Raw genomic sequence first — 14,367 nt, 5'->3', positions numbered from 1 at the left:
ATTAAACTTTGAAAAATAAATTAATTGCGTTCTCACAACGCCTTATAAACTGGATAAAAAAGAATAAAATAAAATCAGCAATTGCATTTCTGCTCTTGCTGATTTATTATTTCTCCATACCCCGAACTTTATTTCAGGAGCCCTATTCTACGGTCATTGAGAGTAAAGAAGGAGAATTGTTAGGCGCTAAAATTGCCCGCGACGGACAATGGCGTTTTCCGGCACAGGACAGTGTTCCGGATAAATTTAAAAAATGTATTGTTTATTTTGAAGATGAATATTTCTATAAACATCCGGGTTTTAATCCGGTTGCGATGGTAAATGCAATCCGGCAAAACAGAAAAGCCGGAAAAGTAGTCCGCGGAGGCAGTACATTGACACAGCAAGTGATACGGTTATCGAGAAAAGGAAAGGGAAGAACTTATTTTGAAAAATTCATAGAAGTCATTCTCGCCACAAGATTGGAATTAGGATATTCTAAAAATGAAATCTTAGAGTTATATGCCGCTCACGCTCCGTTTGGAGGAAATGTTGTCGGACTCGAAATGGCGGCATGGCGTTATTTTGGAGTACAATCCAATCAGTTGTCATGGGCAGAGAGTGCGACTTTGGCGGTTTTGCCCAATGCGCCGAGTTTAATTTATCCCGGGAAAAACCAAATAAAGTTACTGGAGAAGCGTAATCGGCTTTTATTAAAACTAAATCAGGAAGGTATCATTGATAGACAGACATATGAACTTTCTGTAGATGAGCCATTGCCGCAAAAGCCTTATAATTTGCCCCAAATTGCCTCCCATTTATTAGAACGTGTGGCGAAAAATGAAGAAGGAACCCGGGTAAAAACAACACTGGATTTTACACTGCAAAACAGGGTAAATCAAATTGCGAAATATTATTATAATCAATACAGGCAAAATGAAGTCAGCAATCTGGCGATTCTGGTTATTGATGTTCAGAATAGAAATGTGATTAGTTATGTTGGAAATTCGCCAACAGATGGTGATCACCAAAAAGACGTTGATATTATTGAGGCGCCAAGAAGTACGGGAAGTATTCTTAAGCCCTTATTGTATGCGGCAATGCTTGATGATGGCGAATTACTGCCAAACACCTTAGTTGCCGATGTTCCGACCCAGATTGCGGGTTACACCCCTCAGAATTTTAATCTGACTTTTGATGGCGCTGTTCCGGCACACCGGGCTTTATCACGTTCTTTAAATATTCCGGCCGTTTTGATGCTGCAGGATTTTGGAGTGAATAAATTTTATGAAGAGCTGCAGAAATTTCAGTTGAGAGACATTGATAAATCTCCGGATCATTACGGATTGTCGCTTATTTTGGGAGGTGCCGAAAGTAATTTATGGGATTTATGCAGAACCTATTCCAATTTGTCTTCCACAGTCAATTATTTTAATAAAAGCCACGGAAAGTACAGGACAAAAGAATTTACAGAACTTAATTATAATGCTGATTTTCAGCCTGATTTCGGATCAGAAAGCGATCAGAAGAATATTTTGGGTGCCGGATCAATCTGGCTTACGTATAACGCAATGGAAGAAGTAAACCGCCCCGAAGGAGATGAAGCCTGGAAATTTTACGACAGTTCGCTTAAAATTGCCTGGAAAACAGGAACCAGTTTTGGTAATCGTGATGCGTGGGCTATTGGAACAAATTCGAGATATGTAGTCGGAATCTGGGTTGGAAATGCAACAGGTGAGGGAAGACCAACATTAACAGGAGTGACGAGCGCAGCACCAATTTTATTTGATGTATTTAATTTATTGCCCAGACAAAGATGGTTTGGAATTCCGTATGAAGATTTAAATGAAGTTGAGGTCTGCAGCTTAAGCGGGCATCTGGCAAAAGAAGGCTGTCCCAAAATAAAACAGTGGGTTACTAAAAAAGGAAAAACGACAACGGTCTGCCCTTATCATAAAACAGTCCATCTGGATCAGACACAGCAATTTCAGGTAAACAGCAGTTGTGAAAGTGTTGAAAATATAGTGACAAAAAACTGGTTCATATTGCCTCCGGTCATGGCCTGGTATTACAAAAGCAAACATATTGAATATCTACCGTTGCCTCCTTTTAAAGAAGATTGTATGGGAACACAGACTGTTGCTATGGATTTTATTTATCCGAAAACGAATAGTAAAATTTATTTAACGAAGGATTTTAACAGCGAAGTACAGCCGGTAATTTTTAAAATTGCTTATTCACAAAGAGAAAAACAATTGTTCTGGTATGTAGATCATGTTTACAAAGGCGTGACCAAAGTTTTTCATGAAAAACCAATTATAATGAGTGCGGGATTTCATTATGTTACTGTTGTTGATGAATCAGGTAATGAAATCAGCAGAAAAGTAGAAATTATAAGGGAGTAATACTCAGGCTGAGCGGAGTCGAAGCCCCTCTTAGATAGTAAGCCTTCGACTCCGCTCAGGGTGACAATTGAATAATAGTTTTTATTCGTGTCCACTCGTGCAATTCGTGGCAAAAAAAAGGTAAAAAAAAGACATAAAAAAACCGCTACTCTTTCGGGAAGCGGTTTTTTAATTTATTCTGAAATAACATTTCCTTTTTTATCATAGAAATGGTATTCTAAGTACGTGTAAGCGTCACGAGGTATGATTTTCACCCATTTCTTATGTTCAAAAAACCATTTTGAACGTAATGATGGAAAACCTTTACTGAGGTATGCAGCCACAAACGGATGTACATTAAGCACAACACTTTTGTGGATTTTTAAAATTCTTTCTAAATCAGATGCGATTTTATCAATGATTAAAATTGGCGCTTCAATTTCGCCATGTTCATTGTTTGGATCTTCTTCTCTAGTTTTAATATTTACTTCTGGTCTTACACGTTGTCTGGTAATCTGGACTAAACCAAATTTACTAGGCGGTAAGATTTTATGCTTTGCTTTATCGTCGCTCATTTCTTCTCGCAAGAAGTCGAACAGGACTTTCCTGTTTTCGGGATTAGACATATCGATAAAATCAACTACGATTATTCCGCCCATATCACGCAGACGAAGTTGTCTGGCAATTTCAGCGGCAGCAATCATATTTACTTCCATGGCAGTATCTTCCTGATTAGTCGCCTTATTCGAACGGTTTCCGCTGTTTACGTCTATAACGTGAAGAGCTTCAGTGTGTTCTATAATAAGATAAGCGCCTTTACTCATCGAAACTGTTCTTCCAAATGAAGTTTTGATTTGTCTCTCTATATTGTATTTCTCAAAAATTGGAGTATCATTTGATTGATAAAACTTAACAATCGATTGTTTTGAAGGTGCAATTTCCTGCAGATATTCCTTCGTTTGCTGGAACAACTCTTCATCATCTATTTGAATACCACTAAAGGTATCATTAAATACATCTCTTAATATTGAAGAAGCTCTGTTAAGCTCTCCTAATACTTTTGATGGATGATGAGCAGTTGGTAATTTTTTACACATTGCAGTCCATCTGCTTAGCAGGTTCTGCAAATCTTTTTCTAATTCGGCTGTATTTTTGCCTTCGGCTACTGTGCGAACAATAACACCAAATCCTTTAGGTTTGATCGATAACACAAGTCTTTTTAGACGATCCTTTTCCTTTTTGTCTTCTATTTTTTGAGAAATAGAAACACGGTCAGAAAACGGAACGAGAACAATAAATCTTCCTGCCAGTGAAAGCTCAGCGCTTATCCTTGGACCTTTGGTAGATATAGGTTCTTTTACGACTTGTACTAAAACAGATTGATTGGCACTTAAAATATCAGTAATGATGCCATCTTTGTCAATCTCTTTTTCAAACTGAAAGGTTTTTAGGGAGAAATCTTTTATTTTACCTGCGCTTACAAGTTTTATGAATTTCAGTTGGGAAGCTAAGTTAGGTCCTAAATCGTGATAATGTAAAAAAGCGTCTTTTTCGAAGCCTACGTTTACAAAAGCAGCATTAAGTCCGGCAACTGGTTTTCTGATTTTGGCAATAAAAATATCACCAACCTGAAAGTTGCTTTTCTCTTCTTCCTTGTGTAATTCAATTAGTTTTCCATCTTTTAATAAGGCAAAATCTACGGCTTCAGAACTAGATCTAATGATTAATTCTTTATTCACACTGTAAATTTTTATCCAGACTTTTAGTTTCAGGTTTTTAAGTTCCAAGTTTCAGGTTTTACAACTCATAACTCACAACTTATAACTCATAACTGAATTGTAAGGATGGATTAAACAATATTTTTTAACAGGTATTGAACCCGGGGGAATTTTAGTAAGCAGTTTTCGGTATCAGTGGCAGTTTAAGCTGCGGACTGTGACTTTGGACTGAGACTAAATTCCAATTTCAATGAACGGTTAAAAAGAAAAAAGTAGTTTAAAACTACTTTTTCTTTTTGTGACGGTTAGCTCTCGCTCTTTTTTTTCTTTTGTGAGTAGCTACCTTATGTCTCTTTCTTTTTTTACCACTTGGCATATCGTGTCGATTTTATGATTAATTAATAGTATTATTTTGCTTCGTTGTTTGTTTTAACTCCCTCTACAAATACTTTTGCAGGTTTAAAAGCAGGAATGTTGTGTGCTGGAATTTTGATAGTGGTGTTTTTAGAAATGTTTCTACCTGTTTTTTCAGCTCTGGTTTTTACGATGAAACTTCCAAAACCTCTTAGGTAAACATTGTCTCCAGTTTCTAATGAAGTTTTAACTTCTTCCATAAAAGTTTCTACTGTTGCCTGAACATCTCCTTTTTCAAGACCAAGTTTCTCTGAAATTTTCGCTACGATATCTGCTTTCGTCATTTTCTTTCCTATTTAATTTTATAAATGGTGTACTATTTTTTTGAGTTTGCAAATATAGGAATTAAAAAAATAATTAATCAAGCTAATTCGTTAAATTTTAATTACATAAACATTTACTTTTGTATTCTAAGTATTTTGCGATGAATTTTCATAACATATTGATAAATTGGTATTTACAAAACAAACGTGATTTGCCATGGCGAAAAACGACTAATCCTTACCTAATTTGGCTCTCAGAAATTATGCTGCAACAGACAAGAGTTGCGCAGGGAATGCCGTATTTTTTTTCTTTTACGAAGGAATTTCCTACTGTATTTGATTTGGCAAATGCTGATGAAGAGCAGGTTTTGAAACTTTGGCAGGGTTTAGGGTATTATTCCCGTGCCAGAAATTTGCATAAAACAGCTCAATATGTGGCAAATGAGCTGAATGGTGTTTTTCCTCCCAGTTATAATGAGTTGCTAAAACTAAAAGGTGTTGGCGAATATACGGCTGCTGCAATCGCTTCTTTCTCCTATAATGAAGCAGTGCCTGTTGTTGATGGAAATGTATTTCGGGTACTTTCTCGTTATTTTGATATAGAATCTGATATTGCATCGCCTGCCACAAAAAAAGAGTTTACGGAGCTTGCCAGGGAATTAATGCCAAAAGATAACCCGGCGATTTTCAATCAGGCGATTATGGAGTTTGGCGCTTTGCAGTGCGTACCTAAAAGTCCTAACTGTACTATTTGTGTTTTTAATGCCAGCTGTCTCGCACTGCAAAAGAAGAAAGTAAATGTATTGCCCGTAAAATCCAAAAAGATAAAAGTCACCAATCGGTTTTTTAATTATTTGATTCTGGAAGATGTTTTGGGGAATACTTTAATTCAAAAAAGAACGGCAAAAGGGATCTGGCACAATTTATATGAATTTCCTCTTTTGGAGACTCAGGAAATTGCCGATTTTGATTTTGTTTCAAAAGCGGTTCAAAATGACCTGTTTTCCGCCTATACAATAATAGGTTTAGAAGAATGTAGTGATGAGACGGTAATTCATAAACTGTCCCATCAGCATTTACATATTCAGTTTTGGAAAATTAAAATTAAGGAAATAATCGAAAATGGTATCAATGCTAACAATTTGAAAACATTTCCCTTTCCGATTGTGGTATATAATTTTATTGAAAAGCAGGAAATAAATTGCTAAAAAAATGTATCTTTGGGATAAATACCACAAATAAACCATGAACGGAACATTAAATAAAGTGATGCTCATTGGCCATTTGGGCGATGATGTAAAAATGCATTATTTTGATGGAGGAAACTGCATCGGACGTTTTCAGCTGGCTACAAATGAAATTTACATCAATAAAACTACAAACGAAAAAATAACTTCGACGGAATGGCATAATCTCGTCGTGCGCAATAAAGCGGCTGAAATTTGCGAAAAATATCTTTCTAAAGGAGATAAAATATATATTGAAGGACGTATAAAATCACGTCAGTGGCAAGCTGAAGACGGCACCACAAAATATACTACAGAAATTCAGGTCACGGAATTTACTTTCCTGACAACCAAAAAAGAAACTACAATACAGAAGCCAAATACCGATTCAGAATCCGTAAAAAACACTAACTTTGAAGCGACTAACGAAGACTTGCCTGTAAATGACTTGCCTTTTTGATTGTTTAACTAATTTTTTTCAGTTTGGACCCGGAGCCCAGTTTACTTTTTAGTACAAATCTAGACATCAATTTAATCATTGGTTTTGTCGGAATATTTATTTTGCTGTTTTTATCAGCAATTGTCTCAGGTGCCGAAGTGGCACTTTTTTCTTTGTCGCAAAAAGATATTGACGAGACACTTCAGGAAAACCTTTCAAAAGGAAAAATCATTTCTAATCTTTTAGATAAACCCAAAAAACTTTTAGCAACGCTTTTAGTAGCCAATAACTTTCTAAATATCGGAGTTGTTATTTTGTTCTCCTTTATAGGACAGAATATTTTCGCGAATGTAGAATCGCCGGCTTTTAAATTTATTTTAGAAGTAATTCTGGTGACTTTTTTAATTTTGCTGTTTGGAGAAGTTTTACCAAAAGTATATGCCAGCCGAAACAATATAAAATTTGCAAAATGGGTAGCTTATCCAATGGCTTTTCTGGATAAATTACTTTCGCCTATCAGCTTGCCTATGCGAAGTCTTACCTTATATTTGCAAAATAAATTAGGGAAACAAAAGAATAATTTTTCGATAAATCAGTTGTCACAGGCGTTAGAGCTTACTGATTCTGAAGGAACGTCAAGCGAAGAACAAAAAATACTGGAAGGAATCGTTTCTTTTGGAAATACAGATACAAAGCAGGTTATGAGTCCAAGGATTGATATTTTTGCTTTGGAAATTTCAGAGGCATTTGAAACGATTTGTCCGAAGATAGTCGAAAAGGGCTTTTCGAGAATTCCGGTTTACAAAGACAATATTGATCAAATCGAAGGCGTTCTTTTTGTGAAGGATTTATTGCCTCATATCGATAAAAAAGAATTTGACTGGACCTCATTAATAAGAGATGCTTTTTTTGTTCCCGAGAATAAAAAACTGGATAATTTACTAAAAGATTTTCAGAGCCTTAAAAGTCATTTGGCCATTGTGGTGGATGAATATGGCGGAACATCGGGATTGGTTTCTTTAGAGGATGTTATTGAAGAAATTGTCGGGGATATCAGTGATGAATTTGATGATGAGAATTTAAACTTCTCGCAAATAGACGAAAAAAACTTTCTGTTTGAAGGAAAGATCAACATGAAAGATTTTTACAGGATTGTTGAAGTCGATGAAGATGTTTTTGAATCCCGCAAGGGCGAAGCAGAAACCTTAGCCGGTTTTATATTGGAAATCCTGGGTAACTTCCCTAAAAAAGATCAGAAAGTAACGTTTGAAAACTGTGTCTTTACAATCGAAGCAGTGGACAAAAAACGCATAAAACAAATAAAAGTAACATTAGAATAAAATGCTTAAAAAAATAATTTCAACATTGACAATTTTACTGATTTTTACAATTATAAGTTGCAAAAATGAGGTATTGCCTAAGCCATCCAGTTACTTGCGTTTAGATTATCCGGAAGCTAAATATGTGAATTTTGAAAATAATTGTCCGTTTACTTTTGAAATGAATGAAGGCGCTGTAATAAAAGGAGAAAAAAATTGCGGTTTTGCTATTACGTATCCCAAAATGAAAGCGACCATTTACCTGACATATAAACCGGTCAATAATGATATTGAGAAATTATTGAAAGATGCACAGAAGTTAACTTACGAGCACGTTATAAAAGCAGATGATATTTTAGAACAGCCGTATTTAAACCCCGAAAAAAAAGTGTACGGAATGTTTTATCAGGTCGATGGAAACGCTGCTACCAACTCCCAATTTTATGTGACAGACAGTACAAAACATTTTATAACAGGATCGGTATATTTTTATGCAAAGCCTAACTTTGATTCTATTATGCCAGCTGCGAGTTATATCAAAAATGACATGCGACAATTGATGGAAACCCTGAAGTGGAAATAAATAAAAAAAGCGTCCGGAGTTGGACGCTTTTTTTATGTAAATTGCTTTGATTATGATTTCATATTCGAAACTTTATAGGTCTTTCCGTCTCCGGTCTCCTGAACAATTTTTGCTAGGTTTTCAGGGTTTTGAATGGTTTTGTCAAAAGTTACAGTGGCTGTTTTTTTGTCAAAATCAACAGCTGCTTTTTCAACTCCTTCCAGATTGGATAATTCTTCTTCTATTGTTTTAGCACATCCAACCGCACAGGTCATTCCTTCGATAGTAAAACTTGCAGTCTGCACATTTTCTGGAGCGATTACTACAGGTTCTTTAGCTTTTTTTACTTCAGCTGTGTTTGGTATTATTTTTTCGGATTCTGTTTTTTTGCATCCGGCTAATATTAAAGCTGCAATTGCCGCAGCAGTTATGACTTTTGTGAATTTCATTATATATGATTTTAAATTGCTATTAACTTTCCTGCAAAATTAATAAAAAACGGAAGGTCAGTTCATAAAAATAGTACAAATTTGCAGTCTAAAATATGTTTTATGGATACAAAACAGTTAAAGTGGATTTACTTATTGGTGCTTTCACTAATTTGGGGAAGCTCTTTTATCTTAATTAAAAGGGGATTGGTAGGGTTAACGGCGATTCAGGTTGGTTCGTTCCGGATTATTTTCGCTTCTCTTTTTTTGCTTATCGTTGGATTTAATAGTCTAAAGAAGATTTCGCGTCAGCAATGGAAATTTATTGCTTTAACCTCTCTTTTCGGGACCTTTATGCCGGCCTATCTTTTTGCTATTGCAGAAACGGAAGTCGATAGTTCCATAGTAGCCATTTTAAATTCACTTACGCCCTTAAATACATTGGTTTTAGGGACAATTGCTTTTGGAATCCAATTTCAGAAAAGACAGATTCTGGGAGTTTTTATTGGCTTAATAGGTTGTTTACTGCTGGTTTTGAGTGGGGCTTCCACACATCCCGGTCAAAACTATTACTATGTAATTTTAGTCGTAATCGCAACGATTTGTTATGCTTTGAATGTCAATTTGATTAAGAAATATTTATCCGATTTAAATTCATTAAGCATTACAACCGGAAATTTCGCTGTTTTGCTTTTACCGGCTTTGCTTATTTTAAGTACAACAGATATTACACAGAGAATAAATTTAGAAGTTACACAGCATTCGATTTTGTTTGTGCTGATTTTAGGAGTTTTAGGAACAGGAATTGCAAATGTTATTTTCTTTAAATTAATACAAATGTCATCGCCTGTATTTGCCACATCGGTAACCTATCTGATTCCGATAGTAGCCTTTTTCTGGGGATTGTTAGACAATGAAATGCTGACACCAATACAATTTTTCGGAGCTTTTATTATTTTAATCGGAGTCTATTTATCCGCAAAAAAATAAAGATTTTCAATGTCACGCTGAGTGAAGTCGAAGCGCACACCAATTGGAACGGCGCTTCGACTTCGCTCAGCGTGACAAAAATAATATATAAAAAAGCTCTGTTAAAGTCTAAAACTTTGACAGAGCTTTTAAAAATCTTAGCACCTTAGAAACTTAGTTCCTCAGGACCTTCACTAAAGAAAATCCGCTTCCGAAACTCCTTCGTTGATTTTGATATCAGACATTTTGATGTCTAACTCAAAGCCTGCATTCTGAATTATATTGAAAGGCACTTTTACTCCTTTTACGTCTTTATAATCATTGAAATAGGTAGTTTGCGTAGTAGATTGTCCGCTTTGTTCTTTTACTTTAAGTTTGGCAACCTTCAGGCCTGATTTTACATCATAATAATAAACGGTTTTGCCGTCTTTTATGGAATAAGCATCATGTCCATTTATGGATTCTATTGCGTCAACTTTTAGATCTGTTCTTTTGCTCAGGCGTAATTCTTCAAAAGGAGTTGCGCTTGCTTTCATTTCGGCTAAATCATCACCTTCTAAGTTTTTACGTTGTCCTTGTTGTTCGATATAAGCACCTTTTTCGTTTACCACTTGTTTCATTAAGGGCATGCTTCCCATATTAAGCGAAATCATCATTTTTCCATTAGAGTCTAATTTAGAAGTAAAACTCAACGGAGAAGGAGCTTGCGGGATTGTTGTTGTACCAGTCATAGCCAGTGTTTTGACTGCGGAAACTGCTTTTTCGCCACCAATTGCTTTGATATAATTGTCGAAAACCGTTTTTGCTGTAATTCCTGCAGGAGCTTCTTTTTTGGTAACCGGTTTTTCAATCGGATTTCCGTATTTATCATAATAGAAAATAGGAATCTGAAGTTTTTCTAAACCGGCAATTACTTCCGAACCTTTTCCGGCAATTACGATACGCATATTATCCAACAGGAAATATTTGTTGGCTACACGGTAAATATCGTCTGCAGTTACACTGTTTATAGTCTGAATGTATTTTTCGTAGAAATCGGCAGGAAGTTTTTCCGTCTCAATGTTTAAGGCATAACGGGCAACTGTTTGCGGTTTTTCAACCTGCATTACAAATCTTCCGATATAACCTGCTTTTACATTTTTCAGAACATCTTCAGCAACTTTTTCGGTTCTGATTCTTTTTATTTCTTTTACAAATTCAACTACAGCACTATCTGTAACGGCATTTCTTACAGCAGATGAAGCTCTGAATTTAGTGGTGTACTTTCCGGCTCCAATGTTTGAGCTTGCTCCGTAAGTCCAGGCGTGTTGTTCGCGTAAATTCATATTCAGATAACTGTTGAAATCACCTCCCAGAATTTGATTTGCAATTACGGCAGCGAAAAAATCAGGATCATTCATTTTTAAATTCACGGTATTAACCAGTGAAATTTCAGACTGAACTGCATTCGGAACATCAACAAAATCAATTTGAAGTTTTGAAACGTTTTCCGGATTTGGGTAGGTGTTTTTTGGAGTAGCTTGCTTTTTCCATCCGCCGAAAAGTTTTTCGACAGCTGCTTTTGTTTCTTTGAACTTAACATCACCAATTATAACCAGATACGCGTTTTCAGGCACAAAATAAGAAGTATAATTAGCCTGAACATCAGCAAGGGTTACGTTTTTTAAGGTTTCCTCAGAAATATATTCCCCTGCAGGATGGTTTTTCCCAAAGGCTAAAACGTCTACAACGCGATTTGCAATCGCCGGAACGCTTTTTTCCTCTGCTTTAAGTCCTTCTGATAATTTTGCTTTTTCCTTGTCGAATTCTGTTTGTGTAAAATTAGGCTGTAAAGCACCTTCCGCTAAAAGTTCTAAAACACGCCCTGAATATTTTGACAGGGAGCTGGCAGAAGCACCGCTGGAACTAAAGTTGATGTTTGCACCGTAAAAATCAATTTCTTCGTTGAAGGCTTGTTTGGTGGTTTTTTTTGTGCCATTTCCGATTAAACTGCTGGTTAGTTCATCAACACCTTTTTTATTTCCTTCAGTAAATGGGGCATTGTCTAAAGTAAGGTTGAAGCTAACTCTTGGTAATTTATGGTTTTCAACTACCAAAACTTTCATGCCGTTTGCCAAAACAAAAGTTTGTGGTTTTTTGATATTGACAACTGGTGAGTTTCCGGGTTTGGGCTGTGGACGATCTTGTGCTTGCATAATTCCAGTTAGGAATAAAAGGATTAAAACGGTATGTATTTTTTTCATGATTCGATTTTCTTAGTTTTGAACTTTTTTTGAAGGAACATAATCTAAAATTAAACGCTGATTAGGGTTTAAATACTTTTTGGCAACTTCTCTGATTTCTTCTCTGGTTATAGAGTGATAGAGGTCGATTTCGGTATTAATAAGATTTACGTCTCCATAAAGTAAATAAAAAGAGGCTAAATTTTCAGCAATTCCTTCAACGCTTGCATTTGCATTGACAAAATTATTATCGAATTTGTTTTGTAGTTTTTCATAATCTTTTTCAGAAATCAAATCGGTTTGGATTTTTACAATCTCTTCGTCCATTTCTTTTAAGATATCGGCCGTCGTGTGAGTTCCCATTGGTAAACCATACAAAATATACATTCCGTAATCTTCCTGGCTAAAACCTACTGCACCAATTTGAAGGGCCATTTTTTTATCATCAACGATTTTCTTGTACAATTTCGAGCTTTTTCCGTCACTTAAATAAGAAGAGATTAAATCTAAAACTCTGGCGTCTCTTGTTTTCATTGATGGTGTTCTGTAAGCGGCCACCACCATTGGGATCTGGATGTTCGGATCCTCGTAAGTTGCTTTTATGGTTTCGGTAATCGGTGCTTCTGTAAAGGTTTGTTTTTTTACTTCTTCTCCTTTTGGAATCGGGCCGAAATATTTCTGAATCCATTCTTTGGTTTTGCTTTTATCAAAATCTCCGGCAACAACAAGAACGGCATTGTTCGGCGTGTAGAATTTTTTATTAAATGCCTGAAACTCTTCAAGGGTTGCAGCATCCAGATCTTTCATGGAACCAATTGTTGTCCAGCGATACGGATGGTTTTTGAACATGTTTTTCTTTACTTCCGGAAGAATATTTCCGTACGGCTGATTGTCGTAACGCATTCTTTTTTCTTCTTTTACGACTTCATTTTGTGTCTCAACACCAATTTTGTTGATTATAGGATGCATCAATCGCTCCGATTCCAGCCATAAACCTAATTCGAGGCTATTGGAAGGAAAGACTTCGTAATAATACGTCCTGTCGTCAGAAGTGTTGGCATTGTTTACGCCGCCATTTGCCGTAACGATTTTCATCCATTCGCCACGTTTTATATTTTCAGTTCCTTCAAATAATAAATGTTCAAAGAAATGTGCAAAACCCGTTCGGTCAGGACGCTCATCTTTTGATCCTACATGATACATAACAGAAGTAATAACTACCGGAGCAGAAGGGTCGTTGTGCAGAATAACGTGCATGCCGTTATCTAAATTGTATTCTTCAAAAGCTACTTTTTGGGCATGAGCTACTCCGCCGAGCATTAGTGCAGCGCTTAACATCATTATCGAATTTTTCATAAAGATTAATAATTTTAATTACCTAATAGTTAATAGGTAGCTAAGAGTTAATATTAGTTACATCAAAAATAACTTTTTTTTACTTACTAAGTAATAATTGTTTTAAAATTTGGTACTATTTTACCTATAAAAATAGTTTATGGCTTAATAAAATGCCCTGACAGACAGCCTTTAGACAGATAAAAATATTTTTGAAATAAGAGATTGCACAGTAAATTATTAATTGTATATTTGCAACCTTAAAAATCAATAAATCAATTTGGTATGTATGCAATCGTAGAGATAGCAGGGCAACAATTTAAAGTAAGCAAAGACTTAAAGGTTTATGTTAACCGTTTGGCTAACGAAGAAGGTTCAAGTATTTCATTTGACAAAGTTCTTTTATTAGACGATAATGGTAATGTAACTTTAGGCGCCCCAGCTATAGAAGGTGCTTCAGTAGAAGCTAAAGTGTTACAACACTTAAAAGGAGATAAAGTAATCGTTTTCAAAAAGAAAAGAAGAAAAGGTTACAAAAAGAGAAATGGTCACAGACAATATCTTACTCAAATTGTAATTGAAGGTATTACTGCAGCAGGAGGAACTAAAAAAGCAGCAGCTAAAAAAGCGGTTGTAGCAGAAGATGCTCCGGCAACTGAAGTTGAAGCAGCTCCAAAAGCAAAGAAAGCAGCAGCTCCAAAAGCAAAAAAAGAAGCTACTAAAGAATAATAACAATATTTAAACTCATACGTCATGGCTCACAAGAAAGGTGTCGGTAGTTCGAAGAATGGTAGAGAATCAGAATCAAAACGTCTAGGCGTTAAGATTTTTGGTGGACAAGCTGCTATTGCTGGGAACATCATCGTTAGACAAAGAGGTTCAAAACATAATCCAGGTGAAAATGTTTACATCAGTAAAGATCACACACTACACGCAAGAGTAGCTGGAGTTGTTAAGTTCCAAAAGAAAAGAGATAACAAATCTTATGTATCTATCCTTCCATTCGAAGCATAATCATTAGATTACTTATTACAAAACCCGTTCTGAAAAGAGCGGGTTTTTTGTTTTTAGGCTAAACCATTTGAAGAAATTTAAACCATATAAGTTGT

General features: G+C 35.7%; 13 protein-coding genes. 8 read left to right on the top strand and 5 right to left on the bottom strand.

The window, feature by feature from the left end; translation table 11 throughout:
• Window positions 1–8: 8 nt before the first annotated feature.
• Window positions 9–2,384 (top strand): penicillin-binding protein 1C, encoded by a 2,376-nt coding sequence (pbpC, locus tag HAV12_RS21305; protein ID WP_171571368.1) that lies wholly within the window; start codon window positions 9–11, stop codon window positions 2,382–2,384.
• Between the two features lie 173 nt (window positions 2,385–2,557).
• Here pbpC and HAV12_RS21300 read toward each other — a convergent pair whose 3' ends face one another.
• Window positions 2,558–4,102 (bottom strand): ribonuclease E/G, encoded by a 1,545-nt coding sequence (locus HAV12_RS21300; protein ID WP_171571367.1) that lies wholly within the window; start codon window positions 4,100–4,102, stop codon window positions 2,558–2,560.
• A gap of 386 nt (window positions 4,103–4,488) precedes the next feature.
• Window positions 4,489–4,779 carry an HU family DNA-binding protein gene (locus tag HAV12_RS21295; protein WP_007805026.1) on the bottom strand — a complete coding sequence of 97 codons (291 nt, stop codon included), beginning with the start codon at window positions 4,777–4,779 and terminating at the stop codon, window positions 4,489–4,491.
• A 140-nt stretch (window positions 4,780–4,919) separates the two neighbouring features.
• On the opposite strand from HAV12_RS21295, the gene mutY reads away from it, so the two are divergent.
• Genes mutY through gldD form a run of 4 tightly spaced genes read left to right on the top strand, consistent with a single transcriptional unit; the run spans window position 4,920 to window position 8,325 of the window.
• The gene (gene mutY, locus HAV12_RS21290; protein ID WP_171571366.1) at window positions 4,920–5,966 is read left to right on the top strand and encodes an A/G-specific adenine glycosylase; all 1,047 of its coding nucleotides are present in this window, start codon (window positions 4,920–4,922) and stop codon (window positions 5,964–5,966) included.
• Window positions 5,967–6,003: 37 nt separating this feature from the next.
• Entirely contained in the window at window positions 6,004–6,444 is a 441-nt protein-coding gene (locus HAV12_RS21285) for a single-stranded DNA-binding protein (protein ID WP_171571365.1), read from the top strand.
• Between the two features lie 23 nt (window positions 6,445–6,467).
• Window positions 6,468–7,763, top strand: coding sequence for a gliding motility-associated protein GldE (locus HAV12_RS21280; protein ID WP_171571364.1), 1,296 nt, complete (start codon window positions 6,468–6,470; stop codon window positions 7,761–7,763).
• Window position 7,764: 1 nt separating this feature from the next.
• Window positions 7,765–8,325, top strand: a complete 561-nt coding sequence (gldD, locus tag HAV12_RS21275; RefSeq protein WP_171571363.1) for a gliding motility lipoprotein GldD — start codon at window positions 7,765–7,767, stop codon at window positions 8,323–8,325.
• A gap of 50 nt (window positions 8,326–8,375) precedes the next feature.
• Here gldD and HAV12_RS21270 read toward each other — a convergent pair whose 3' ends face one another.
• Window positions 8,376–8,753, bottom strand: a complete 378-nt coding sequence (locus HAV12_RS21270) for a heavy-metal-associated domain-containing protein (protein WP_171571362.1) — start codon at window positions 8,751–8,753, stop codon at window positions 8,376–8,378.
• Window positions 8,754–8,855: 102 nt separating this feature from the next.
• Here HAV12_RS21270 and HAV12_RS21265 point away from each other — a divergent pair, with 102 nt between their 5' ends.
• Window positions 8,856–9,722, top strand: coding sequence for a DMT family transporter (locus HAV12_RS21265; protein ID WP_171571361.1), 867 nt, complete (start codon window positions 8,856–8,858; stop codon window positions 9,720–9,722).
• Between the two features lie 173 nt (window positions 9,723–9,895).
• Here the strand turns inward: HAV12_RS21265 and HAV12_RS21260 are convergent, their stop codons facing one another.
• On the bottom strand, window positions 9,896–11,944 hold the full coding sequence (locus tag HAV12_RS21260) for a pitrilysin family protein (protein WP_171571360.1): 2,049 nt from the start codon (window positions 11,942–11,944) through the stop codon (window positions 9,896–9,898).
• Between the two features lie 12 nt (window positions 11,945–11,956).
• Window positions 11,957–13,279 carry a pitrilysin family protein gene (locus HAV12_RS21255; RefSeq protein ID WP_171571359.1) on the bottom strand — a complete coding sequence of 441 codons (1,323 nt, stop codon included), beginning with the start codon at window positions 13,277–13,279 and terminating at the stop codon, window positions 11,957–11,959.
• A 264-nt stretch (window positions 13,280–13,543) separates the two neighbouring features.
• Here HAV12_RS21255 and rplU point away from each other — a divergent pair, with 264 nt between their 5' ends.
• Complete coding sequence (gene rplU, locus HAV12_RS21250) at window positions 13,544–13,987, top strand: 50S ribosomal protein L21 (protein WP_056190314.1); 444 nt, start codon at window positions 13,544–13,546, stop codon at window positions 13,985–13,987.
• A 24-nt stretch (window positions 13,988–14,011) separates the two neighbouring features.
• Window positions 14,012–14,272, top strand: a complete 261-nt coding sequence (rpmA, locus tag HAV12_RS21245; RefSeq protein ID WP_035685981.1) for a 50S ribosomal protein L27 — start codon at window positions 14,012–14,014, stop codon at window positions 14,270–14,272.
• Window positions 14,273–14,367 lie beyond the last annotated feature (95 nt).

Source organism: Flavobacterium sp. CLA17 (assembly GCF_013112255.2).
GTDB classification, from domain to species: domain Bacteria; phylum Bacteroidota; class Bacteroidia; order Flavobacteriales; family Flavobacteriaceae; genus Flavobacterium; species Flavobacterium circumlabens.
The sequence above is the reverse complement of the archived record's forward strand: the minus strand, read 5'-3'. Positions and strand labels throughout refer to the sequence as shown.